The 26,478-nt window shown below is 32.9% G+C and carries 25 protein-coding genes and 1 pseudogene; 23 read left to right on the top strand and 3 right to left on the bottom strand.

Going from position 1 to position 26,478, the window contains the following annotated elements; all coding sequences use genetic code 11:
* Together Q7P22_RS10690 and Q7P22_RS10685 are read left to right on the top strand one after the other, a co-directional pair.
* Positions 1-635: ComEC/Rec2 family competence protein (locus Q7P22_RS10690; RefSeq protein ID WP_303863998.1), on the top strand; the 635-nt coding region annotated here is incomplete at its 5' end.
* Between the two features lie 42 nt (positions 636-677).
* Entirely contained in the window at positions 678-890 is a 213-nt protein-coding gene (locus Q7P22_RS10685; RefSeq protein WP_303863996.1) for a DUF3006 domain-containing protein, read from the top strand.
* 103 nt (positions 891-993) lie between these two features.
* Here the strand turns inward: Q7P22_RS10685 and Q7P22_RS10680 are convergent, their stop codons facing one another.
* Complete coding sequence (locus Q7P22_RS10680; RefSeq protein ID WP_303863994.1) at positions 994-1,134, bottom strand: hypothetical protein; 141 nt, start codon at positions 1,132-1,134, stop codon at positions 994-996.
* Positions 1,135-1,471: 337 nt separating this feature from the next.
* Here Q7P22_RS10680 and Q7P22_RS10675 point away from each other — a divergent pair, with 337 nt between their 5' ends.
* Positions 1,472-1,966 carry an HD family phosphohydrolase gene (locus tag Q7P22_RS10675; protein ID WP_303863992.1) on the top strand — a complete coding sequence of 165 codons (495 nt, stop codon included), beginning with the start codon at positions 1,472-1,474 and terminating at the stop codon, positions 1,964-1,966.
* Positions 1,967-2,124: 158 nt separating this feature from the next.
* Positions 2,125-2,982, top strand: a complete 858-nt coding sequence (locus Q7P22_RS10670) for a putative ABC transporter permease (protein ID WP_303863990.1) — start codon at positions 2,125-2,127, stop codon at positions 2,980-2,982.
* A gap of 223 nt (positions 2,983-3,205) precedes the next feature.
* On the opposite strand, the gene Q7P22_RS10665 is transcribed toward Q7P22_RS10670, so the two are convergent.
* A complete protein-coding gene (locus tag Q7P22_RS10665; protein WP_303863988.1) occupies positions 3,206-3,748 on the bottom strand; it encodes a glutathione peroxidase in 543 nt (180 codons plus the stop codon).
* 63 nt (positions 3,749-3,811) lie between these two features.
* Entirely contained in the window at positions 3,812-4,849 is a 1,038-nt protein-coding gene (locus tag Q7P22_RS10660) for a DUF3048 domain-containing protein (RefSeq protein WP_303863986.1), read from the bottom strand.
* Positions 4,850-5,243: 394 nt separating this feature from the next.
* Here Q7P22_RS10660 and Q7P22_RS10655 point away from each other — a divergent pair, with 394 nt between their 5' ends.
* From Q7P22_RS10655 to tnpB, 19 genes and pseudogenes are all read left to right on the top strand, one after another.
* Complete coding sequence (locus Q7P22_RS10655) at positions 5,244-6,059, top strand: hypothetical protein (RefSeq protein ID WP_303863984.1); 816 nt, start codon at positions 5,244-5,246, stop codon at positions 6,057-6,059.
* Positions 6,060-6,514: 455 nt separating this feature from the next.
* Positions 6,515-7,708 (top strand): DegT/DnrJ/EryC1/StrS aminotransferase family protein, encoded by a 1,194-nt coding sequence (locus Q7P22_RS10650; RefSeq protein ID WP_303863983.1) that lies wholly within the window; start codon positions 6,515-6,517, stop codon positions 7,706-7,708.
* A 67-nt stretch (positions 7,709-7,775) separates the two neighbouring features.
* The gene (locus Q7P22_RS10645) at positions 7,776-8,426 is read left to right on the top strand and encodes a sugar transferase (protein WP_303864004.1); all 651 of its coding nucleotides are present in this window, start codon (positions 7,776-7,778) and stop codon (positions 8,424-8,426) included.
* Between the two features lie 64 nt (positions 8,427-8,490).
* Complete coding sequence (locus tag Q7P22_RS10640) at positions 8,491-9,738, top strand: glycosyltransferase family 4 protein (RefSeq protein ID WP_303863981.1); 1,248 nt, start codon at positions 8,491-8,493, stop codon at positions 9,736-9,738.
* Positions 9,739-9,902: 164 nt separating this feature from the next.
* Positions 9,903-11,210 (top strand): nucleotide sugar dehydrogenase, encoded by a 1,308-nt coding sequence (locus tag Q7P22_RS10635; protein WP_303863979.1) that lies wholly within the window; start codon positions 9,903-9,905, stop codon positions 11,208-11,210.
* An 11-nt stretch (positions 11,211-11,221) separates the two neighbouring features.
* Entirely contained in the window at positions 11,222-12,304 is a 1,083-nt protein-coding gene (locus Q7P22_RS10630) for a Gfo/Idh/MocA family protein (protein WP_303863977.1), read from the top strand.
* Positions 12,301-12,861, top strand: a complete 561-nt coding sequence (locus Q7P22_RS10625; RefSeq protein WP_303863975.1) for an N-acetyltransferase — start codon at positions 12,301-12,303, stop codon at positions 12,859-12,861. Before Q7P22_RS10630 ends, Q7P22_RS10625 begins: the two co-directional genes overlap by 4 nt.
* Complete coding sequence (locus Q7P22_RS10620) at positions 12,851-13,999, top strand: DegT/DnrJ/EryC1/StrS family aminotransferase (protein ID WP_369695526.1); 1,149 nt, start codon at positions 12,851-12,853, stop codon at positions 13,997-13,999. Before Q7P22_RS10625 ends, Q7P22_RS10620 begins: the two co-directional genes overlap by 11 nt.
* A gap of 25 nt (positions 14,000-14,024) precedes the next feature.
* The gene (locus Q7P22_RS10615) at positions 14,025-15,113 is read left to right on the top strand and encodes a glycosyltransferase (protein ID WP_303863974.1); all 1,089 of its coding nucleotides are present in this window, start codon (positions 14,025-14,027) and stop codon (positions 15,111-15,113) included.
* Positions 15,114-15,169: 56 nt separating this feature from the next.
* Positions 15,170-16,348 (top strand): O-antigen polymerase, encoded by a 1,179-nt coding sequence (locus Q7P22_RS10610; protein ID WP_303863972.1) that lies wholly within the window; start codon positions 15,170-15,172, stop codon positions 16,346-16,348.
* A 40-nt stretch (positions 16,349-16,388) separates the two neighbouring features.
* Positions 16,389-17,384: a glycosyltransferase family 2 protein gene (locus Q7P22_RS10605; RefSeq protein WP_303863970.1), complete on the top strand. Its 996-nt coding sequence runs from the start codon at positions 16,389-16,391 to the stop codon at positions 17,382-17,384.
* A gap of 34 nt (positions 17,385-17,418) precedes the next feature.
* Positions 17,419-18,303 carry a glucose-1-phosphate thymidylyltransferase RfbA gene (gene rfbA / locus Q7P22_RS10600; RefSeq protein WP_303863968.1) on the top strand — a complete coding sequence of 295 codons (885 nt, stop codon included), beginning with the start codon at positions 17,419-17,421 and terminating at the stop codon, positions 18,301-18,303.
* A 13-nt stretch (positions 18,304-18,316) separates the two neighbouring features.
* A pseudogene (gene rfbC / locus Q7P22_RS10595) lies at positions 18,317-18,859 on the top strand (dTDP-4-dehydrorhamnose 3,5-epimerase); the annotation flags it as partial.
* Positions 18,851-19,705, top strand: a complete 855-nt coding sequence (gene rfbD / locus Q7P22_RS10590) for a dTDP-4-dehydrorhamnose reductase (protein ID WP_369695527.1) — start codon at positions 18,851-18,853, stop codon at positions 19,703-19,705. The pseudogene rfbC and the gene rfbD, both read left to right, overlap by 9 nt.
* Positions 19,706-19,718: 13 nt before the next feature.
* A complete protein-coding gene (locus Q7P22_RS10585; RefSeq protein WP_303863966.1) occupies positions 19,719-21,137 on the top strand; it encodes a hypothetical protein in 1,419 nt (472 codons plus the stop codon).
* A 13-nt stretch (positions 21,138-21,150) separates the two neighbouring features.
* Positions 21,151-22,206 (top strand): dTDP-glucose 4,6-dehydratase, encoded by a 1,056-nt coding sequence (gene rfbB / locus Q7P22_RS10580; protein ID WP_303863964.1) that lies wholly within the window; start codon positions 21,151-21,153, stop codon positions 22,204-22,206.
* A 228-nt stretch (positions 22,207-22,434) separates the two neighbouring features.
* Entirely contained in the window at positions 22,435-25,626 is a 3,192-nt protein-coding gene (locus Q7P22_RS10575; protein WP_303863963.1) for an Ig-like domain-containing protein, read from the top strand.
* Between the two features lie 272 nt (positions 25,627-25,898).
* Positions 25,899-26,264 carry a transposase gene (locus Q7P22_RS10570; protein ID WP_303863961.1) on the top strand — a complete coding sequence of 122 codons (366 nt, stop codon included), beginning with the start codon at positions 25,899-25,901 and terminating at the stop codon, positions 26,262-26,264.
* On the top strand, positions 26,258-26,443 hold the full coding sequence (gene tnpB, locus Q7P22_RS10565) for an IS66 family insertion sequence element accessory protein TnpB (RefSeq protein WP_303863959.1): 186 nt from the start codon (positions 26,258-26,260) through the stop codon (positions 26,441-26,443). The genes Q7P22_RS10570 and tnpB overlap by 7 nt, the downstream gene beginning before the upstream one ends.
* Positions 26,444-26,478: the final 35 nt, after the last annotated feature.

The raw sequence follows: 26,478 nt of genomic DNA, 5'->3' as shown, positions 1-26,478 counted from the left end.
TTTCTTATATAAGAAATTTAGGTATTGATCATATTGACGTACTAATAGGTACTCATCCCCATGAAGATCATATTGGTGGATTGGATGACGTTATCGAAAATTTTGACATCGGCAAGATCTATATGCCAAAGGTCAATCATTCGTCTAAAACCTATGAAGATGTACTAATGGCCATAAAAAATAAGGGGTATAAGATTACGCCCCCTCAAGCAGGAAGTACATTTGATCTTGGAAATGCTGAATATACGATTCTTTCACCCATAAGTAAAACTTACTCTGACACAAACAATTATTCTATAACTGTAAAGCTGGATTATGGAGAGAATTCTTTTCTTTTTATGGGAGATGCGGAGAAGATGGTAGAAAATGAAATAATAAAAATGGGGTATTCGATACAAGCGGATCTAATTAAATTAGGTCATCACGGTAGTATGTACTCATCAAGTGACGATTTTTTAGATAAAGTAAATCCTACATACGCCATTATTTCAGTAGGAGAAGGAAATTCCTACGGCCACCCTGATCCAGAAGTTATGACTAAGCTAGAAGAAAGAGGCATTAAATCGTACCGCACGGATGAGATGGGAACGATTGTAGTTGAGAGTGACGGAAGCCAAATAAAAATTGAGAAATAAGCTAAATGTGCAGAGTGCAATTAAAAAGAATGGAGTAATGCGATGAAATATATAATCAATCGTTTTGAAGGGGATTATGCAGTAGTAGAAGATGAAAATAAATTGATGATGGATATTCATCTAAAAGATCTGCCTAAAGAAGTGCAGGAGGGGGATGTACTGGTAAAGATTGGCGACAGTTATAGTGTTGATTTAGGAGAGACGGAGAGGAGAAAAAAGACGATAGAAGAGCTAGTAGACGATTTGTGGGAGTGAAAGCGCATTCAGCTAAAATAAAAAAGAACGACATATGTCGTTCCGCGAGTAATATAGCACAATGACTTTGAGGAGAGGAGGGTTAATATCTGCTATATTGGGCTTATTTAACTTTTGTAATAAAACGAAACTCATCTTCTAGAACATAGTCGTTCCAAAGGTCAAAGTTAGGATCAAACACACTATTTATTTTTTCTTGTAAGAAGGATCTTATGGTATTTGCTATGTGTAATATTTTAATCATACTATTTCCTCCTGATACGAATGGTATATACAGCTCTAAAAAACTGTATATCTACAGTATGCCAAATGGCGAAATCATCATCTAGTAAATCAATGTAAAGATATGTTTAAATTTTAATTAAATGGGGCTGTATTGTTTGTTACTAAAGTCTCTTATTCCCATTTGTTATGAATGAAAATTGAAAAAATCAATTTATAGAAGGGACTATTATAAATGATTTACATAATAGATATAAAATATTCTCATTTGTTGAAATAATTTCATATTAATTTAATGTTATGTAGTGTAAAATAATACAGAAGTAAGTAATGAGTATGTTTTATAAAAGGAGAAAACAATGATCGATTGTTTTTTTAGTAAAATAATGGACTATAAAGATGTTGAGGAATACAAAACCTGTGTTGTAGGACTTCTTGAGCATGAAGCGGTTTGCTCTATGAAAGACTACATTCAGCATAGTGATATTAGCTGTTTTGAACACAGTTTAACGGTGTCTTACTACAGTTATTGTATTTGTAAAAATTGGGGTCTAGATTATCGTTCTGCCGCTCGAGGGGGACTTTTGCACGACTTGTTTCTATACGATTGGCATACGACAAAAACAGAGGGACTACACGGATTTACACACCCTTATACAGCTCTGAAAAATGCGAGCAATCTGTTCAATTTGAATGCAAGAGAAAAGGATATCATCGTAAAGCATATGTGGCCTCTAACAGTAAAGCTACCAAAGTTTAAGGAATCCTTTGTGGTCACAATGGTAGACAAATGGTGTGCAGTAATGGAAATATTCACACGTAAAAACGTATGCTCTAATCTGGATGTAGTATAAGTAGATTTAATTTAGTTTTAACGAATTTAAAGGTTGGATAGGAAAAACACACTCATCTAGAAGCGAGTTGATGTAGGGGATGGTGCCCTCTTCATTCCGGTGTATATATGTGGAACGGTGGAGCACCGTTTTCTACAATGAGAGAGGACAGGTAGTACATGGATTGGACCGTTATATTTTTATTTTGGTTTATTTATAGTTTTTTAGGTTGGATAGTTGAGACTTTGTATTGTTCTATAAGGCAAGGTTCTTTTGCTGACAGAGGGTTTCTTAGTGGGCCTATTTGCCCCATATACGGTGTAGGATCTATATATGTGATTTTCTTAGTAGACCCTTATGTGAAAACCTTAGGAGGTCTTTTTCTATTATCTATGGTTACAACTTCAATTTTAGAGTATATAACCAGCTACATAATGGAAAAGTTATTTGCAATGAGATGGTGGGATTATTCTGAAAGGAAATTCAATATTAATGGCAGAGTTTGTTTGGAAAACTCTATTTACTTTGGCATTTTATCCATATTACTTATAAATTGGATTCACCCCTACATATCACTTTTTGTTCAACAAATCTCTGATACAAATAAAAACTATATGAGTATTTTTTTATTTGCAATTATCCTACTAGATATTGCATACTCTTCAAACGCAGCTATAAAGCTAAATTCTCGGTTCAAAGAAATATATGTACTGAAAGAGGAAATAAGGGATGCGATTGGAAGAGACAATATAGAAGAAAAGATTGAAATATTCTTAGCACATGGACAAAGGTTTATAGAGGAAAAGCATGAAGACTGGATGGAATTTAAGGAAAACATAAATGCCAATATAAACGAATTTAAGGATCATGTAGAAGTAGATCTCTCTACATTACCACTGTATAAAAAGATTAAAGAACTGCAAATGGGAAGCAAATTCTCAGAACGAAGAATACTTCGCGCTTTCCCTAAACTGAAATCTCTGAAGTATAATGATGTACTTGAGGAGCTAAAGAGAAATATTAAGAATAAATTTTAAGGTTGGATGGTTGGTTTGTTAGACGGTTGAACGAGGATAACTAAAAAGCTAAACTTTCCGTAGGCAGGGAAGTGATTCAAATTAGCTACTAGGTTGTCCAGAGGAGCTTGCGACGAAGGATTTCTGTGGCTTGACTACGAAAATACTATATCTATTGTTATATAGATATTATTAAGCAACTAGCCACCCGAGGGTGGCTAGAATTTTCTATTTTGGCATTTGGCTATAGTAATTCTTTGATGTCTCCTTCTAGCTCTTCAGGTGTAATCCATGGCTCAAATCGGGCGACTACTTCTCCTTCTTTAGATACTAAAAATTTCGTAAAGTTCCATTTGATAGATCCATCATCTAAGAATTCTGGATAATTCTCTTTTGTTAAATCGTAAAATTTCTTTTCGATGTCGTCATTTAAATCAAAGCCTTTAAATGGTTTTTGGCTGATTAAGAACTTAAACAAGGGATGAGTATTTTCTCCTCTGACATCGGCCTTTTCAAATAACGGAAAAGTAACGCCAAAGTTTAGCTGGCAAAAGTTTTGTATCTCATCATTAGAAGCAGGGTCTTGATCAAAGAACTGGTTGCTTGGAAAACCTAGCACTACAAAATGATCCATATACTTTTCATATAAATTTTCTAATCCACTAAATTGAGGTGTGAATCCACATTTGCTGGCAGTATTGACAATAAGGATTACTTTTCCTTTGTACTCATCTAAAGAGATTTCCTCTCCAGTTATGGCTTTTGCTTTAAAATCATGTACGTTCATTTTTCTCATCCTTTCGTTGCAGTATAAATATATTGTACCCAAGAAATTGTGAGAAAAACATTACTATTTAAATTCAATATTTGTATCATTTCGTACAATCTGTATGTAACTCATTCCTGGCTTAAATGCAATTTCTTCTCCGTTTTCATCGTAATACCTTGTGAGGGAATTGACGCCTTCGCGTTTCCAAGTACCAGTGCGTATTGTACCTTCTGTAAAATATTGAGCTTTTCCACTTCCCACAAGGTCGATATTCGTATAAACTGTTTCATCGACTTTATAGTGATTGGCATGCTGAATAATAATATTCTTAACGGATAATTGATCATTATTTTCTTTATCCATCATAGGCTCTCCGTTAATAGATCTTTCATATTCAGATGTGTCATTATTATAAATGTATTTTATATTGTTACTTGAATTGTAGGAAAAGGTAATCTCATTTGCTACGTCTCCTGTAATTTCAGCCATTTTGTCAAAGTAGATGCTACGCTGTACTGGATTGTGATCATATTGTTTTTTTATAGTGTTATTTAGGTTGATATACGCATTGTGTGGTGATTTTCGATCTTTTGCGCGAGTAAAAGAAGCACCGCCTTTTGTTCCGTCTAAATGAGGTGCGCTAATACGTAATTCATCCATCAGATCATAAACATTTTGACCTGGATCGTATTTAGATCCTCCAAAAAATGCATAAAGATAATCCCATTCCTTCCAGAGATACATATGCTGTCTTCGTGCACTTCGTACGGGTCCAACTTTTTCAGGGTATTCACTTAAGAAGAAAGAGGTAAGTCTAGTAATCTTGCTCTCAACTTCCATCTCATAGATAAGATCTGCCTTTGTAATGCCACTATGAGGTCTAGCTTCGGGTGTGTTTTCTAACTGAACCATAATACCACGTCCATCACCGTCATAGGGAAGTCCTGTTAATGGGGATATACCTTCTGGGACATCTTCGTATCTAGCAGGGGCCGATGTAATAGGCTCTTTTACAGAAGGTTCAGGATCTGGTTGTGAATCAGAAGAAATTGGCGTTTTAGAGCATGATGATGTGAGGAACAATAGTACAAGAGTTAAAAGAATATAGATTTTTTTCATAAGAGATCTCCTCGCTTTTAATTATTTTAATATATACAATAGTATATAACACTTTTCTATTCATGGATATATCCATACAAAAGCTTTATACAAATATAGTAGGGAAGGGTGCACTCACCGTTTCGCTAAATAAATCCTAACAAATTCCTTATACACATATAGCATTAATTTATTATATTATTAAAAGCTTGTTCATTATCTAGCAATAATTGGATATAATGATATAATAAAATATATGGAGAAGACACATCCATTATTACTAAATTTTACATTAAATTTATGAGAACTAAGATAAAATAATGTACAAGCATTATTTCTATTAGTTGATAATGGGCACAGAATATAATACTTCTTTTATATAAAAATATTAATATTATGGAAAGGATTGAGATGATTGAGCAAACTAGTCATAGCTTTATCAGCTACCTTAACAGGTATACTGTTATTTGGCTATAATTATCAAAACACACCTAAATATGCAGCAGAAGAAATTAGTAAGATCAACAAAGACATAATACGCTCTGTCTACTCACTAGAAGAGGCAAGAAGAGCGAGGTACACAGATGATACTATAGATGAATCGGAAGATAAAATCGCCCCAGTGATTGAAATTGTATACCCTGAAGAATTTAAACATGGTGAGACGGTTGAAACAGATAAAGTAGAATTGAAATTTTCTGATAATGTGAAGGTAGTAAAGGCGAGAATGAATAATCTGACGATTCCAACAGATACCGTAAGGATTACGACTACAGGAACGTACAATATTGAAATAGAGGACGAAGCTAAAAATAAGACCAGGCTGGTTTTTACCATTAATCAGGAAGCAATAAAGTCTGAAGAGGCTAAAAAAGCCGAGGAACAAAAGAAAGCTCAAGAAGAAGCAGAGCGTAAAGCAAAAGTAGCTGCAGAAAAGAAAGCCCAACAAGCGGCATCGGGAAAAGCGCAAGAGGAACAGAAAAAAGCTCAAGCGGAGGCAGCACGTATAGCAGAAGCAGAAAGAATAGCTCAGGAAGAAGCAGCACGAAAGGCTGAAGCGGAGAGAATAGCTCAGGAAGAAGCAGCACGAAAGGCTGAAGAAGAGAGGATAGCTCAGGAAGAAGCAGCACGAAAAGCTGAGGAAGAGAAGGCGAAGCAGGAACAAGCAGAACAAGAGCAAAATGGACAAGGAGATTCGGGACAAGCAGGAAACGATGAAGCATCGAACTGAAAAGAAGAATAAAGCAGCAGAACTAGTGGAGAGGACCTCTGAGATTTTGCAAATAGAAATTCTACAATAAAAGACCAAATGTAAGATTTGGTCTTTTATTGTAGAACAGATTAAAAAAATTAACCAGTGTAATATATAAAAAGGTATAATCAGTATGTATTTGCCTATAATTTAGAAGTTGCCAATAAAAAAAATAAAACCTTATAATAATATGGAAATGTTTAAAGCGATAGACGACTGTAAATAATAATTAACATGCAGTGCTAAACTGGATAAATTATGAAAGTGATTATAAAATTAAACTATGTTTAAAGGTCTCCTTGTTAATAGTGGAAGAATGTTTTATAATGTATAATGTTGTCATAAGACTGAGAAAAAAGTATAATTGAGTAACAATCTTTTTTATATATAATAGGGACAGCATGTTTTAACTAACAGAATTAAGGAGTTTTTATATGAATATATCTTTTTCACCACCTGACATAACTCAAGCAGAGATAGATGAAGTAGTCGACACTTTGAAGTCAGGGTGGATCACAACTGGTCCAAAAACAAAGTTATTTGAGAAACAAATTGCAGAATACTGCAACACTACTAAGGCTGTTTGCATGAATTCTGCAACAGCATGTATGGAGATGACGTTACGTCTATTAGGTATAGGCGAAGGCGATGAAGTTATTACATCTGCTTACACATACACATCATCTGCTAGTGTTATTGATCACGTTGGAGCTAAAATTGTGTTAGTTGATACTGCGAAAGATTCTTTTCATTTAGATTATGATGCAATAGAAAAAGCAATTACAGATAAAACAAAAGCAATTATACCTGTAGATATCGCTGGTGTTATGTGTGACTATGATAGAGTAATGGAAGCTGTTAACAATAAAAAACACTTATTTAAGTCCTCAAATGAAATACAAAGTGCTATTGGTAGAGTTGCAATTGTTGCAGATGCTGCTCATTCTTTTGGTGCAAATTATAAGGGCAAAATGAGTGGGGAAGTTGCAGATTTTACATGTTTTTCATTTCATGCAGTAAAGAACCTTACTACTGCAGAAGGTGGAGCGGTCACATGGAAAGATATAAGTGGAATCAATGATGAAGACATATATAAGGAATTTATGCTTTTAATACTTCATGGTCAATCGAAGGATGCGTTAGCTAAAACAAGACTTGGAGGTTGGGAATACGATATCGTATATCCGGCCTATAAGTGCAATATGACAGATATTATGGCATCACTAGGGCTTGCACAGTTTAAAAGATATGACGAGATTTTAGAGAGAAGAAAACAGATCATTAGTAGATATGATAAAGCATTTGATACCATTAAGATCAAACAACTAAAGCATTATGGAGAGCGTTTTAACTCAAGTGGGCATTTATATTTAGTTCGACTAATGGGAAAAAGTGAAACAGATAGAAATAATATAATTGAGGAAATGGCCACTATGGGTATTGCAACAAATGTTCATTATAAGCCATTACCTATGCACACCGCGTATAAAAAGTTAGGGTTTAATATTGAAGATTTCCCGAATTCTTACAATCAATATATAAATGAAATTACACTTCCGCTGCATACATTATTAAACGATGAGGAAATTGAATATATATGTAAAGTTTTTAAAGATATAACATCATAAAAAAAAGTACATTAAGGTAAGGAGTAGAACAGTGATTTTAAGAAGGTGGGAGGACTTACCAGCAAGTATGAAAAATGATAGTGTCAGTAGATACTATCAAATTTTAAGTAATAAAAAACTAAGCTTATTAGCTAAACGTATCTTTGATATAGTGTTTAGTTTGTTAATGCTTATTCTCTTATTTCCTATTTTTATAATTATAAGTATAATAATAAAAGTTGATTCAAGAGGTCCGATTATGTTTCGGCAAGTGCGTATAACGCAATATGGTAAAAAATTCCGTATATTTAAGTTTAGAACTATGGTTGAAAATGCAGAAACAACTGGCTCACAAGTTACTACGAAAAATGACAATAGAGTTACGAATATTGGTAAAATACTACGTAAGTACCGCTTGGATGAATTACCTCAACTTTTAAATATTATTGTTGGAGATATGAGTTTTGTGGGAACTAGACCAGAAGTTGAGAAGTATGTAGAAAAGTATACCGATACTATGATGGCTACCTTGTTATTGCCTGCAGGTGTCACTTCACAAACAAGTGTTGAATACAAAGATGAAGAGCAACTATTAGCAGAATCAGATGATATTGATAAGTTATATGTGGAAAATATACTACCATCTAAAATGAATATCAATTTGAAAAGTATAGAGGAATTTAGCATACTAACAGATATAAAGATAATATTAAAAACTGTATTTGTTGTATTCTCTTAAATATTAGCATTCGAATTAAAATAAATAGATTTATATTTTGCTAATGATTTGATAGATAAGTAATATGGCAAAAGAGGAGCTGGAAATGCAAATACTAATAATAAATCACTATGCAGGTTCATTGGAATTCGGAATGGAATATAGGCCTTACTATTTTGCTCGTGAATGGATAAAAATGGGGCATACAGTACATATTATTACAGCAGATTATTCTCATCTTAGGAAAATGAATCCAAATATAAATACAGATTTTCAAGTAGAAAAAATTGAAGGTATTAACTATCATTGGGTTAAAACGGGTAAATACCACGGAAATGGCATAAAAAGAGCTATCACTATGATAAAGTTTGTTTCAAAACTATATATAAGAGCAAAAAGGTTAGCGACTGAAATAAAACCTGATGTTGTAATAGCATCTTCAACATATCCATTAGACACATTTGCGGCACAGCGTATTTCCAAGTTTGCAAATTCAAAACTTATACATGAAATTCATGATATGTGGCCACTTACTCTTATTGAAATTGGAGGTATGTCTAAATACAATCCATTTGTTATAATGATGCAATTAGCAGAGAACTCATTTTGTAAGCATTCAGATACAATTGTTTCACTATTGCCATGTGCCAAACAGTATCTGGTAAAGCATGGAATGCACCCAGATGCATTTAGGTATATCCCAAATGGAATAGTATGCGAAGATTGGAACGACTCACATGAAATCCCAATTGAACATAAAAAAACATTCGATTTATTAAAAAAAGATAATAAATTTATTGTAGGATATTTTGGTGGACATGCAATATCCAATGCGCTTGAGATCTTATTGAAAGTGGCAAAGACAATAACTACACCAGATATCCATTTTGTTTTAGTAGGCGATGGTGTAGAAAAAGAATCGTTGCAAAAATTAGCTAGAAATCAAAATATCGAAAACGTAACTTTTCTACCATCTGTGTCTAAACTGACAATCCCAGATCTTTTGAAAAACTTCGATGCTATTTATATAGGTGGAAGAAGTTCTCCTTTATACCGTTTTGGTGTATGTTTAAATAAATCATATGACTCTATGATGGCAGCTAAACCCATAATATACGCTATGGATAGCCCCAATAACGATGTGCGAGATTACAAATGTGGAGTAGTAGTTAAACCAGAAGATATTGATGATATCATTAATGGAATACTATTAATTTATAACTGTAATGAGACAGAAGTTTATGAAATGGGTATGAGAGGCAAAAAAGCAGTATTAGAAAACTATGAATACAAAATATTATCCAGAAAATTTGAGTCGATTTTATATAATTAAGAGTTTTATTTGATGAGTAGATTTAGATTAAATGGTTAGAACCTTAAATGATAAGTCAAATATTATAAATATTGAAAAAATAAAAGTATCCAAAACTAAATCCCTTTGGTGATAGTAATGTTACTTTGAAAAATATGAAGTAATAATCAATGGAGGACAAATTAATGACTAATATAAAAGAAAAACTTCTGAACAAAACAGCTACACTTGGGGTTGTTGGATTAGGGTATGTAGGACTTCCACTAGCGGTTGAAAAAGCAAAAGCTGGATTTAAAACAATTGGTTTTGATGTGCAGGAATCAAAAGTTGCAATGGTAAACTCTGGGGAAAATTATATTGGAGATGTTGTAAATGAAGACCTTAAGGAGATAGTAAAGTCAGGTCTTTTATCTGCAACAACAAATTTTGCACAAGTAGCGTCAGCGGATTGTGTTTGTATTTGTGTACCAACTCCTTTAGATGATTACCAGCAACCAAATATCAGTTATGTTCAGTCATCTGCTGAAAGTATTGTGCCATATATGCATAAAGATATGTTGATTGTGCTTGAATCAACAACATATCCAGGTACGACGGAAGAACTTCTAAAACCACTTCTTGAAAAGTCGGGGTTAAAATGTGGTGACGATTTCTATCTAGCTTTTTCACCAGAGCGTGTAGACCCAGGAAATATTATTTATAAGACAAAAAATACGCCCAAGGTTGTTGGTGGGATTACTCCAAAGTGTACAGATGTTGCTGCAGCACTTTATGAAGCGATTTTAGAAGCACCAATTCACAGAGTATCATCTCCAGCAGTAGCAGAGATGGAGAAAATCCTAGAAAACACATATAGAAACGTAAATATCGGTTTAGTTAATGAACTTGCTATTCTTAGTAATAAAATGGGTATTAATTTCTGGGAGGTTGTAGATGCTGCTAAGTCTAAGCCTTATGGATTTCAAGCTTTCTATCCGGGACCTGGTCTTGGAGGGCACTGTATACCACTTGATCCATATTACCTATCATGGAAAGCTAGAGAATACGGTTTTCACACTTCAATGATAGAATCGTCAATGATGATAAACGATAGAATGTCTGAATATTGCGCTGAGAGAGCAAGCAAGATTCTAAACAGATTTAAAAAGGCTATGAATGGTTCTAAAATCCTAGTATTAGGTGTAGCTTATAAACAAGATATTGATGATTATAGGGAAAGCCCTGCTATTAAAGTAATTGGAGAACTTGAAAAGGAAGGTGCTGAAGTCACATACTTTGACCCATTTGTTTCAGAATATCGTGTGAAAGGCCAAGTAAAAAAAGGTGAACCTGAATTAACTGCTAAACTAATTCAAAGTGCAGATCTTGTAATTATTACTACTGCCCATACAAATGTTGACTATAGTTTTGTACAAAGTCATGCAAAAGTAATTTTTGATACTAAAAATGCTATGAAGAATATAGAAGTACGTGAAAACATTGAATTGTTATAGGAGGACTGACATTGAGTTTAAAATACGCAATTATTGGATGTGGCAGAATTTCGCCCAATCATGTAGCTGCTGCACTAGAGAACAAACTAAAAATAGTAGCATTATGTGATGTAGAAGAATCAAAAATGGATAGTACAATTGAGAAGTTTAACCTTCCAACAGATACAAAGAAATACGTTGACTATAAAGAAATGCTTCAAGCTGAGAAGCCAGAACTAGTAGGAATTTGTACAGAAAGTGGAAAGCACGGTCAAATTGCTTTGGATTGTATTGATGCTGGAGCTAATTTAATTATAGAGAAACCCATAGCGCTTTCACTTGAAGAAGCAGACATGATTATTGAAAAGGCAACTAAAAAGAATATCAAGGTAAGTGCATGCCATCAGAATCGTTTCAACAAATCCGTTCAAAAAATTAGGGAAGCAGTTGAACAGAATCGCTTTGGTAGACTTATGCATGGTACTGCACACATTAGATGGAATAGAGGAGAGGACTATTATAAGCAAGCACCATGGAGAGGTACTTGGGAACAAGACGGTGGTGCGCTCATGAACCAATGTATCCATAATATTGATCTTTTGAGATGGATGATGGGTGACGAAATTACTGAAGTAGTTGGTATGACGGATAATCTTATCCATGGATTTATTGATGCTGAAGATTTAGGAATGGGTCTAGTAAAATTTGCAAACGGAAGTTATGGGATTATTGAAGGAACAACAAATATATATCCTCAAAATCTTGAAGAGACTCTTTATATATTTGGTGAAAAAGGAACGGTAAAAGCTGGTGGTAAGTCAGTGAATTTGATTGAAGAATGGCAGTTTGCAGACAATCTGGATGATCCAAAAGAAATAAAAGAAAAGTACCATGAGAACCCACCAACTGTATATGGTTTCGGGCATAATCCACTTTATGCAGATGTGATTGATGCAATTAAAAATGATAGACAACCTTATGTAACAGCTATAGATGGAAGGAATGCACTTGAACTTGTGCTCGCTATTTATAAATCGGCAGCAGAAGGAAAAAGTGTAAAATTACCACTTGATCACTGCAGCACATTAGATTTTAAAGGAAGATTTGATAAATGAACTACTTTGTCCATGAAAGCAGTTATATAGATGATGGTGTATTCATAGGTGAGGGCACCAAAGTGTGGCATTTTTGTCATATTCATAAAGGCGCTCTAATTGGTGAAAACTGTTCCTTAGGACAAAATGTAAATGTTTCGAACAATGTAAAGATTGGAAATGGTGTTAAAATCCAAAATAATGTATCTGTCTATGAAGGCGTTGAACTAGAGGATTATGTCTTTTGTGGACCTTCAATGGTATTTACAAACGACTTAACACCAAGAAGTAGATATCCTAAAGGAACAACAGGTTATAAAAGAACACTGGTTAAATATGGAGCATCTATCGGTGCAAATGCTACAGTAGTTTGTGGTAATATAATAGGTGAATGGTCTATGATTGCTTCAGGTGCAGTAGTGACAAAAGATGTACCCGCCTATGCGTTAATGGCAGGAGTACCTGCAAAGCAAATTGGATGGGTATGCGAGTGTGGAATACCCTTAAAAGAAAACTACAAATGTAGTGAATGTGGTAGAGAGTATATTTTAGAAAACAATGAACTAAATGAAAGATAATTGGTGGATAGTTGTGGAATTTAGAGATTTAAAGACTCAATACAATAAATACAAAACTGAGATTGACTTAGCAATTCAAAAGGTGCTAGATAATACTAATTTTATTGGTGGAGAAGAAGTAAATACACTTGAACGGAGATTAGCCGAGTACATAGGGGTTAAACATTGTATTACCTGTGCCAATGGAACGGAAGCCATGACATTAATAATGATGGCTTGGGATATTAAAGAAGGAGACGCCGTTTTTGTCCCTGATTTTACATTTTTCTCAACAGGAGAAGTTGTCTCCTTCAGAGGTGCGACGCCAATCTTTGTCGACGTAGATAAAGATACGTTTAATATAGATACCGTAAAACTTGAAAACGCAATTAATAAAGTGTTAGAAGAGGGCAAGTTTACGCCTAGGGTGATCATTCCAGTCGATTTGTTTGGTCTTCCAGCTGATCATATTGAAATAGAAAGAATAGCAAAAAAATACAATCTAAGAATTATTGAAGATGGTGCTCAAGGCTTTGGTGGAAGTATTAATGGTAAGAAAGCCTGTAGCTTTGGAGATGCAGCAACAACTTCATTCTTCCCAGCTAAACCATTAGGATGCTACGGAGATGGTGGTGCAATCTTTACAAATAATGATAATTTAGCAAATCTTCTGAAATCATATAAAGTTCATGGCAAAGGTGACAATAAGTATGACAATATCAGAATCGGAGTGAATTCTAGGCTGGATTCAATTCAAGCTGCAGTATTAAATGTAAAGCTGACTGCATTTATGGATCATGAACTAGAAGATGTAAATAGAGTGTATCGATTTTATACAAATCAACTTAGAGGATTTGTTGAAATTCCAATAATTCCTGAAGGTTATGTTTCAAGCTTCGCGCAGTATACGATCAAGCTCAAAAATAAAGAGAAAAGAGATATAGTCCAAGCTAAGTTAAAAGAGAAGCATATTCCAAGCATGATTTATTATGTTAAACCTATGCATAAACAGGATGCATTTTCTGAATTGGAATATGATAATCATGATTTTGAAGTGACAGATGAGCTTTGTGATACAGTATTGTCACTGCCAATGCATCCATATCTAAGTGATAAAGATATAATGCTTATTGCGGATACCATTAAATTAGCACTTTGATATATCAAAAGTAAGGTGAATTTTTATGAAAATATTATTCTTAGCAAATGCAGCCAGTATTCATACAGTTCGATGGGTAAACGCATTATCAGAACGAGGAAATGAAGTTCATCTTGTCTATAAGTTCGATGATGAACCAAAAGAAAATATAATCTCTGAGAAAGTACTTCAGTATAGATTAAAATATTCTGGGACTAAAGGATATTTTTTAAATGCAAAGCAACTCAGAAATGTATTTAATTCTATTAAACCTGATGTAGTTAATGCGCACTATGCTAGTGGATATGGATTACTAGCTAGAACTGCCCGGGTTAAATCATTGGTGCTATCGGTATGGGGATCTGATGTGTATGATTTTCCGTATCAAAGTAGATTAAAAATGAGAATAATTATCGATAATTTAAGATATGCAAACAAGATTGCTTCAACAAGTGAGAGTATGGCACAACAAGTAAGAGTTTTATTAAGAGATAATAATAAGGAAATATTTATAACCCCTTTTGGAGTCGATTTATTAAGATTCAGAAAAACAGATAAAAAGCAATCAGATAACATTGTTATTGGTAATATTAAATCATTACAAGAGGTTTATGGTATTGAGTATTTAGTGCAGGCTATTGCTATTTTAAAACAACGTTTTGAACATAGTGGTCATTTGGATATAAGTAAGAAGGTACGTGTTTTAATATATGGTGATGGTGTTTTACGAAATGAGCTAGAATTATTGACAAATAAACTCAATTTACACGATAGCATTACATTTATGGGTTCTATACCTAATTCAGAAGTTCCTTCGGCATTGGGAAAAATGGATATCTTTTGCGCAACAAGTAATCAAGAGAGTTTTGGTGTTTCTTTGGTAGAAGCCATGGCCATAGGTCTACCTGTTGTAGCAACTGACGTATCAGGATTTAAAGAAGTTGTTGAAGATGGAAAAACTGGAATCATAGTGAAAAGAAAGAATCCACAAGCAATTGCAGAAGCATTGGAAACATTGATATTCAATAGTGAATTAAGACAAAAATATGGACAGAATGGAAGAACGAAAGTTGAGAAATTGTATAACTGGGAAGATAATGTTAACAAAATGCTTGAAATATACAGAGCAATTTAAATTTAGTAAAAGACTTTTGCTCATTAGGATGTGAACGCGTGGAGATTCTATTTTTTATGATTATTATTAAATTGATTTTTGAGGATTTTAAATTGTATAAAACAATATTTACTCCATTTTCAATTATTTCTATAACTTATTTGTCATTAATATTACTAAACAATTATGTGGCAGTTCACTTGGGTTTTTTTAAAGTAGAAGTCAAATCAATTGCTTATATTTTATATTTTCTTGTCTTGATTTATTTAATTAGCAGAGGGTTTTATTATTGGTTTAAAGATAAAAATTATATATTTGAGACTAATAATAATAATTATGAACAAAATGTAGTGATTAGACATCAAAAACTCATTGTATCTATTTTTATTGTAGGATTAGTTGCAAAATATGTCTCCTTAGTACAAGTGCTTTCTATTTATGGGCTTGGAAATATCAAAGGAAAGGCATTTGGACTATTTGCTCATCTTGGTGATCTTGGATTAATTCTAACCCCTTACCTGATGATTTTATATCTACATTATAAGAAGCCGAGATATCTGATTTTGATTTTACTTATGTACGTGAATTTATTTGTTTTTGGCGGGAAATACGGAATTATTATTGCTATTCTGCACTTGATTATACTGTATGCCATGATTACCGACTTTGAAATAAAAAGGACGCTGAAAATAGGACTATTTCTAATGCTATTTGGAATTATTACATTCGTAATTATATATGCTATACTTCCAAGCATAATTAATAATAAATTTAACATATTGTATCTTATTAATCGATTTATGTTATCTATTAAACACTTTTTTTATTACTTAATAAGTCCAGTTATTGCGACGAACTATTATTTTGAAAATGTTGGATTAGGGAGTATTGAAGTATTATTTACTGTACCTATAAATATTGTTAAAGCAATTTTTCAAACAGGGAATTACATTAATCCAGTAAACTCGTTTTTTATTCCTATACACACTTCTTACAGAACAAATGTAGGAGGGTTATTTGCGGAGACCGTATATAATTCGAATTTTTTAATAGCAAGTATTTATGTTGCTATATTTTTTATATGTGTTTACTATATTTTCAACATTTCTAGATACAAAGGGAAGATGATAAGTTTATCAGCTATGTTATTAGCAATTATTGCTATGATGTTTTTTTGCAATTTTATTACGGTATCTGGAATAATTATACCGTTAATCTTTTTGTTTATCATAGAATTTATAATGATGAAAGAATAAACTTAAAACAGTAATAATTAGGATCATTAGGAGAAATTAAATGAATGAATTAGCTATAATAATTCTAAATTGGAATGGGCATGAAGATACAATAGAATGTATTCAATCAATTAGAGAAAATGAAGAACAAAATTATACAATATTTTTATTAGACAATGGATCCAAAATAGAATCTGTAGATTATATAGAAAAGTGGATGAAGAGAGAATATAAATCTAGTTTCGAAATATTAAATTTTGATTTGTTCAACAATAAGGAAGAATTTTCAGATGCTGATCTATATTTTATAAAGAGTAAAAGAAATTTAGGGTTTGCAAAAGGAAATAATGCTGTATGGGATAAAGTAAAAAAATTATATGATAATGTGTTATTGCTAAATAATGATACAATCATAGAAGCTAAATCTATTACCAAAATGTTAGACTTTATGAAATTAAATAGTAATGTCGGAGCTATAAGTTGTGATATAAGATTGTATAGTGATAGAAGCAAGTTGTGGAATGCTGGTGGTGATTTTACTTGGTATGGTGATAGGAAATATTTTAAACAAAGTATAATAGATAAATATAAAAGTCAAGGTGTTAAATCAATATCTACTCCTTTTATAACAGGTTGCGCCTTGATGGTAAAAAAATCTGTTTCAAATAACATAGGTTTATTTACAGAAAAATTCTTTTTTGGTGAAGAAGATTTTAATTATTGTAAAAGACTATTAAAAGCTGGAGTAAGGGTTGAATCTGTTTTAGAATCAACCATCTATCATAAAGTAGGAACTTCAATAAAAAAGAATCAGAAATCAATAAATAGTTACATTTTACATTTTTCAAATAGAATTATAAATCAAAAAGAATTCTACAATCCACTCAAGTGGAAACTGTGGAGAGAAATATATATAGTAGCTATTTTTCTAAAAGTTTTCAGTATAACCAAAAGTAAGAAACTAGCTATAAAAGTTATTCAAAATATTAGACATTATACCTCTAAATATGATGAAATAAGCTACGAAACGTTTTTGGAGATTAATAAAATTGGATAATTGTACTTTTATGTATATATAATGGAGGGTTTTAATGAAAGGTATTATTTTAGCAGGTGGATCTGGTACTCGTCTATATCCATTAACAATGATTACAAGCAAACAACTTCTACCAATATACGATAAACCAATGATCTACTATCCATTATCGACACTTATGTTGGCAGGAATAAGGGATATCTTAATTATCTCAACTCCTCAGGATTTACCGAATTTTGAAAACCTATTAGGAGATGGAAGTCAATTTGGCACTAATCTTTCATATAAGAAGCAACCATCACCTGATGGATTGGCTCAAGCTTTTATTCTTGGTGAGGAGTTTGTTGGTGATGATTGTTGTGCTATGGTGTTAGGAGACAACATTTTTTATGGCAATGGATTTACAACAGTTTTAAAAGACGCTAAAGAGAACGCTATTAATGGAAAAGCTACTATTTTTGGATACTATGTCCATGATCCAGAGAGATTTGGCATTGTAGAATTCGATCAGGATGGTAAAGTGATTTCAGTTGAAGAAAAGCCCAACAATCCAAAATCAAACTACTGTATAACAGGATTATATTTTTATGACAATCGCGTAGTTGAATATGCAAAGAGTGTTAAACCATCAGCACGTGGAGAACTAGAAATTACTGATTTGAATCGTATGTATTTGGAAGATGAGACACTTAATGTTAAATTATTAGGACGGGGCTATGCATGGTTGGATACAGGAACTATGGATAGCTTATTAGAAGCAGCTGAATTTGTACAAATGATTGAAAAGAGGCAGGGTATTAAGATTTCCGCACCAGAAGAAATTGCTTATAATAATGGTTGGATTAATAAAGATATACTTTTATCTTCTGCACAAAGGTATGGAAAATCACCATATGGAGAACATCTTAAAAGTGTAGCAGAAGGTAAAATTAAATATTAAGTGAGGTTGTTTTATGAATATAACTAAAACTGAGATTGAAGACGTTTTTATAATTGAACCTCAAATATTTGGAGATCATCGAGGTTGGTTTACAGAAACGTATTCAAAAACAAAGTTTAAAGAGATGGGAATAGATATAAACTTTGTTCAAGACAACCATTCAATGTCTGCTAAAAAGGGAATATTACGAGGATTGCATTTTCAAATTAATCCCAAAGCACAAACTAAATTGGTTAGATGCACAAAAGGGAAAATACTTGATGTTGCTGTAGATTTGAGAAAAGGCTCTTCTACGTATAAAAAATGGGTAGCAGTTGAACTCTCTGAAGAAAATAAAAAGCAACTTCTAATACCTAAAGGCTTTGCCCATGGATTTCTAACCTTAACCGATGATGTTGAAGTTCAATATAAGGTGGATGAGTATTATGCTCCGGAATGTGATAGAAGTATTAAGTTTGATGACCCTATAATCGGGGTAAATTGGGGAGTGGACAATCCGATTCTGTCTGATAAAGATATGAATGCTCCTTTACTTGAAGATAGTGATGTGAATTTTAGTTTGAAATTTTTAGTAACTGGTATAAACGGCCAACTTGGGTATGATATCGTAAGAAGATTAAAAGGACTTAATTTTGATGTTATTGCTACAGGTAGGGATGAATTTGATTTTACCGACAAGGTGCAAACTAGTACATTTATTCTCAAAGAAAAACCTGATGTTATTATTCACTGCGCTGCTTATACGGCAGTTGATAAAGCGGAGGATGAAAAAGATCTTTGTTATTCAGTAAATGTAGATGGAACTAAAAACATAGTTGAAGCAGCTAAAACGGTAAATGCAACACTAGTTTATGTAAGTACAGACTATGTATTTGATGGTGAAGGTAATAAACCATATTACGAGAATAAAGAAACTAAACCAATTAATTATTATGGATATACGAAAGAACTTGGTGAACAGATAGTTAAGAATTCTATCAATAATTATTTTATCGTAAGAACATCTTGGGTTTATGGTACAAATGGCAATAATTTTGTAAAAACAATGCTGAAGCTTGCAGAAACCAAGGATGAAATTAGTGTAGTTAATGATCAAATTGGTGCTCCCACATATACGATTGATCTTGCTGAATTTATAATAAATTTGGTTCAAACTGATAAATATGGGATCTATCACGGTGTAAATGAAGGTTTTTGTAGCTGGTATGATTTTGCAAAAGCAATATTCGAAAAATCTAAAATAGACATTAAGGTGAATCCTATTACAACAAGTGCATATCCTACTAAAGCAAAACGGCCTAAAAATTCAAGGTTATCAAAGGATAATACTGATACAGCGGCGTTAGATAGATTACCTGATTGGAAAGATGCTCTAAGTAGATTTCTTGCTGAGATAAAATAAAGAGGTTGATATTTTGAATGGAAAAGCATTGCGTTTTATAAAAAACATGTCATATACTATATCCTCAAATTTAATATCACTTATTGTATCAACCTTAGTAATTCTAATTGTTCCTAAACTCATAGGAGTTAAAGAATATGGATATTGGCAATTATATCTATTTTATTCTTCTTACGTGGGATTTTTGCACTTTGGATGGAATGATGGTATTTATTTGCGATATGGAGGGTTCGAATACAATAAATTAGATAAAAAGTTGTTTTTTTCTCAATTTATTTCTTTGTTATCTAGTCAAATTGTAATAGGAATCTTCATTTGGATTATTACAATGTTTTTTGTAAATGAAATGAATCGAGCATTCATCCTAAAGATGACTGTGATGACTATGGTTATTGAAAATTTACGGATAATGCTACTTTATATATTACAAATTACAAACAGAATCAAAGAATATGCTCGTGTAACTATATCTGATCGTATTGTTTATATTTTATTGATTATTACGTTTTTAATCGTTGGAGTACGAGATTATAAGTTCATGATTATTGCTGATTTGGTGGGAAAGCTTACATCATTAGTATATTCAATGATTTTATGTAAGGAGATTGTTTTTAATAGAGTTAGTAATTTTTATTTTAATGTTACCGAAACGATTACTAACATTAGTTCAGGAATAAAGTTGATGTTTGCTAATATTGCCAGTACATTAATTATAGGCATAGTAAAATTTGGTGTTGAAAGAACATGGGATGTATCAACTTTTGGAAGAGTTTCATTAACACTAAGCATTTCTAACATGATGATGATTTTTATAAATGCAGTTGGAATAATATTATTTCCAATATTACGTAGAACGAGTCGAGAAAAATTGTCCAGCATTTATTCAATAATGAGAGATTTTTTAATGGTGCTTTCATTAGGAGCGTTAACCTTATACTACCCATTAAAGACAATTATGGTAGCATGGCTTCCGCAATATGCAGAAAGCTTATTATATATGGCTTTGGTGTTTCCAATGTTCATATATGAAGGAAAAATGGCTTTTCTGATAAATACTTACTTAAAAACATTAAGACGAGAAAAAGTTATGTTGCAAATAAATGTGATAACTATGTTGTGTAGCTTGTTTATGACTTATATTGTTACCCAAATATTTAACAACCTAAATATCGCAATACTAAATATTGTGATTTTATTAGCCTTTCGATCAGTTCTAGCAGAACTTTACTTGTCAAAAGAATTAAATCTTAATGTTAAAAAAGATGTTTTCCTAGAATTATTACTAACCCTAATATTTATATTATCAGGTTGGTTCATTAATTCTTGGTTTACTGTCTTGATTTATGGTATGGCATATATTATCTATCTAACAATCAAGAAAAAAGATATTACTAAAACGATCATCTCACTTAGATTATTAATGAAAGCGTAGGAGGACTATAAGTATGAAAACTGTTCTAGTAACGGGTGGTGCAGGATTTATTGGGAGCAATTTTGTTAAGTTAATGGTTAAGAAGTATCCAGATTATAATATCATTAACATTGATGCTCTTACATATGCGGGAAATCTTGAAAATCTTAAAGATATTGAGGGTAAATCAAACTATACATTTATAAAGGCTGATATCAGAGATAAAGAAAAGATTGAAAATATCTTTGAAAGTAATGATGTATCTGCAGTTGTCAACTTCGCTGCAGAATCTCATGTTGATAGAAGTATTGAAGAACCGGAAGTGTTTTTAACAACAAATATCATTGGAACTCAAGTATTGTTAGATACAGCTAAAAAATATTGGAAAGTAAATTCTGAGGATAAGTACTGTAAGGAATATAAATCAGGTGTAAAGTTTCTTCAAGTTTCTACAGATGAAGTTTATGGTGCACTTGGAAAAACAGGAATGTTCATTGAAACTATGCCACTCATGCCAAATAGTCCATACTCAGCATCAAAAGCAAGTGCTGACATGATTGTGAGGGCATACCATGAAACGTTTGGGATGCCTGTGAATATTACAAGATGTAGTAATAACTATGGCCCATATCAGTTTCCTGAAAAACTTATCCCACTTGTGATTAATAACTGTCTTAAACAAAAGGATCTCCCCGTATATGGGGATGGAATGCAAGTGCGGGATTGGTTACATGTTTCTGATCACTGCTCTGCCATTGATACTGTTCTTCACAAAGGTAAAGATGGAGAGGTTTATAATATTGGTGGAAACAATGAAAGAGCTAATATTGATATAGTTAAATTGATTATTAAAACTCTTGACAAATCAGAGGATCTTATTAAATATGTTAAAGATCGTCCAGGTCATGATAGAAGATATGCAATTGATAACACTAAGATTACGACTCAACTTGGTTGGTCTCCAGCGTATACATTTGAAAAGGGAATAAAAGAAACAATTCAGTGGTACTTAGATAATACCGAGTGGATTGAAAATATTATCACAGGAGATTATGCTAATTACTATAGTAATATGTATTCAAATATATAATTGGTTGCCCTTGATGAAACTGCATACAGAATGGCAATAATGTCTATAAAATGAGTTATTAGTGTACCTTTTGAAGACAAAGGAAATTATAAAATAGTCGAAATTTGTTGAAACAATAAAATGTAATGATATAATGGAAAATATAAGTGAATAATGACATAAAGTTCCTTATTCAATACGGTTCTGTAATAAGTTTCATAGACAATATACTAAAGGGGATTATTGGAAGTGAAAAAACAAGTTAGATTTATATTTGCTTTATTGTGTTTCGTCAGTTTGTCTTTATCAATGCCAACGAAGATTGCAAATGCTGAAGAAACACCAGTTATCGAGATGGACGAGATTTTTGATGATGGTACATCCATAGAAGAGGTTAAAACAGAAGTATCGAATGATATGCTGGACAACAGCATAAATGACGATACAGCCATTGAAGAGGAAACAATAGTTGAAGACGAAACAATTGTTGAAGAAAGCGTAGCAAATGAGCCTAGCCAGACAAACAATGTAGAAATTAAAGCCTTAGCTAAAAGTGTATATTTAGAACCTAAGATGTACATAGACGTACCTGCAAACAATCAAAAAATACTCAATCAATCTATCCGAATAAGTGGTTGGGCACTTAACAGTTCGGGAATAAAAGAGGTAAGGATATTATTAGATGGTAATATAGTGGGGAATGCTACCATAGGCATTGAAAGAACAGATGTAGATAAAGTTTATCCAGGGTATCCAAATGGAGCAAAGAGTGGATATGAATATATGCTTGATATCAGTCAGATAAAGCCAGGAAATCACTATGTTACAGTAGAGGCTGTTGGAATTGACGGAAAGCTCCAACGTAAGGAAGTAGCTGTAAACATAGTCAAACCACAACCAAAGATGTACATAGATACACCTAAGATGAATGAAATCATACAGAATAAATCCATAAGGGTAAGTGGATGGGCATTAAATGCATCTGGAATCAAAGAAGTAAATATTCTTATTGATGGTCAGCTGATGGGCAATGCAAAGATAGGATTAGAACGACGAGACGTGGATAAAGCTTATCCTGGCTATACAAATGGAGTAAATAGTGGATTTGAGTACATACTTGACATTAATAATGTCAAACAAGGAAATCGTCACATAACAGTGCAGGCTGTAGGAATTGATGGAACGATCCAGAGTAGTAGTATCTATATAAATATGAATAAGCCAGAACCAAAGATGTATATAGATTCACCTAAAGGGAACGAAACAATACAAAACACGTCTATGAAAATAAGTGGATGGGCATTAAACCCGTCTGGCGTGAAAGAAGTACAAATAGCAATCGATGGAACAACTGTAGGCAATGCAAAAATCGGGTTAGAAAGACGAGATGTAGATAAAGCATATCCAGGATACACAAATGGAGCAAACAGTGGTTTTGAGTATATGTTGAATTTGAATGCTATCAAGCCAGGGAGTCACAATGTTACAGTCAAGGCAATTGGAGTTGATGGAACCAGCCAAAGCTCTATTGTAAAAATTACAGTTTTAAAACCAGTATCAAGGACATACATAGATACACCAGCTCCTTCCGCAAACATCAATCCGTATATATCGGGTCAAATAAATGTAAGCGGATGGGCATTGAATGCATCAGGAGTGAAAGAAGTACAAATAGCAGTTGATGGAACAAATGTAGGAACTGCAAAGACAGGGATAGAGAGACGTGATGTGGATAAAACGTATCCGGGATATACAGGTGGCGTGAATAGTGGATATGAATATGTACTAAATATAAGTGCACTAAAATTAGGGGCTCATACTATAACTGTCAAGGCAATAGGGAATGATGGAACTTCTCAAAGTAATAATATAGAAATAAATATTGCAAAACCAGAGCCTAAAATATACATAGATGCTCCAACAAATTTTGAAAAGGTTTATACTGGTGAGGTGAAAATTTCAGGATGGGCACTTCATGCATCAGGAGTAAAACAGGTTAGGATTATTGCCAATGGTCAAACTGTAGGAGATGCCAGAATCGGTATTGAAAGAGTTGATGTAGATAAAGCGTATCCAGGTTATAAAAATGGTACATTTAGTGGTTTTGAATATTTATTGAATGTAAGCAAATTTAGTGTAGGAAATCATGTGATTACTGTTGAAGCAATAGGTAATGATAACACTAGTATACAAACATCTACTACTATTCAAGTTTATGCATCAATTGTATATAAAAACAATTATTATGATGCTACATTGAATGAAGTAATTAACATCCAAATGACAATTAACCCGCAAACAGACTTGTATGGCGATGGCTGGAAAACAGCAACATGGGAAGATACTGCCCAAAAGATGAACCCAAATAATTTTATAGATTCAAATTTAATAATGGTCAGCAATAGTGGTGCTGAGGTATTAGGGGTTGGAAAAGTCACGGCAAGTCCTAAATTGAATGTAAGAAATAAACCAACAACAAATAACAGCACAATAATAGCTACAGTTGATGAAGGTAAAGAATATACAATTACAGGACAATCAAACGGATGGTATAAAATTACTACAGAAACAGGTATAACAGGCTGGGTTTCTGGGGCTTACATAGAAGTAAATTATACAAACTCATCAAAACTTACGACTTTAGAAATCAAAAAAGCATTATACGTAAGGAGTGAACCAACTACTGCAACGAATAACAATTTTGCTCTTGCTAGAGTAGGAGAAAAGTACACTATTCAAGGTCAAACGAATGGTTGGTATAAAATTAAAGTAGGAGATAGATTAGGTTGGGTTGAAATCTCAGATAATAGAGGCCTATGTGTTTCAATTTTATCAAATCCCGTCACGAGTGTATCTAATCCTCTGTATATTACAGCAGATCAAATTTCAGCTGAAATGTATCAATTCTTGAATTTAAATACAAACATAGATATCAATGAGGATTCTTTAAATCGTTACCTAAGTGGTAAAGGTAAATTTGATGGACAGGCTAAAACGTTTATTGATGCAAGTAAAGATTACAATGTGAATATAGCATATTTAGTAGCTCATGCAATGCTTGAAACAGGTCATGGCTCATCTAATTTAGCAAATGGGACTGCTATAATTGATGGGAAAACTGTATATAATTTCTTTGGAATAGCAGCTTACGATGGAACAGCCTATTTATCAGGCTCACAGTATGCCTACAAACAAAAATGGTTTAAACCAGAAGACGCAATACGTGGTGGAGCAGAGTGGATTTCTATGAATTACGTAAATAGTTTAAGGAACAACTACCAAAATACTATTTATAAAATGAGATGGAATCCATTGAATCCTGCATCTCATCAATATGCAACTGATATGGGGTGGCCTGTAAAAATAAGTAATTTAATGGGAAAGATTTATCAGTTGAGTGATAATTATGATTTAATATTCGACATTCCAGTTTATAAATAGACTGTAATATTAAATAAAATAGGTACTACATATTGTATAATAATAATTATTGATAAAATCCCTTGTGATCTGAATAGTTCACAAGGGATTTTTGTATCCATATCTTCACAACAAGTCTTTTAAAAATATATTGTAAGCGCTCAATAACAGAGTGCCTTATATCACACTCCAATTCATGAGATAATATCTTCAAAGATTAATCATAGTTTTTCAAGTTATAGTTTTTTGAGTTTTTCAAGCTTACTTGAATTACTATGAATGGAGGTATCTACATGGATGAAGTTACTCAAGTAAAAAATCGTTTCCGTATGGAACACTGGATCCAGATTATTAAAGATTGCCAACCTAGTGATCTAACAGTAAAAGAATGGTGTGCTCAAAATGAGATTAAGCAACAGTCGTATTATTACTGGTTAAAGAAAATACGTAAAGCTGCTTGCGAACAACTACCTGCCATGCAGACAGAAACAGAGTTATCTAAACCTGTCGAGTTCGCAAAGCTCCAAGTAAATCCATCAAATCAATATCAACAATCAGCAGTCATGATTCATCTCCCAAATGCTAGCGTTGAGGTTGCTGAGGGAACTTCTAAGGAAACGATTGAAGCTGTCCTGATGGCTTTGAAAAATATATGCTAGGTGACATTACCGCTGCAAAAAACATCTACATTGCATGTGGTTATACCGATATGCGTAAATCTATCGATGGATTAGCTGCTATTGTTCAAGAGGGTTTTGGTCTAGATCTTTTTGCTTCCAGTCTATTCTTGTTTTGTGGCAAACGCCGTGATCAAATGAAAGTGATTACGGCCAGCTAAACGTACCATTAACGCCATCTTTTTTACCAATGAAT

The organism is Alkalibaculum bacchi (assembly GCF_937875145.1).
In the GTDB taxonomy this organism is placed as follows: domain Bacteria; phylum Bacillota; class Clostridia; order Eubacteriales; family Alkalibacteraceae; genus Alkalibaculum; species Alkalibaculum bacchi_A.
Note: the sequence above shows the minus strand (reverse complement) of the source record. Positions and strands in the feature narration are given on the sequence as shown.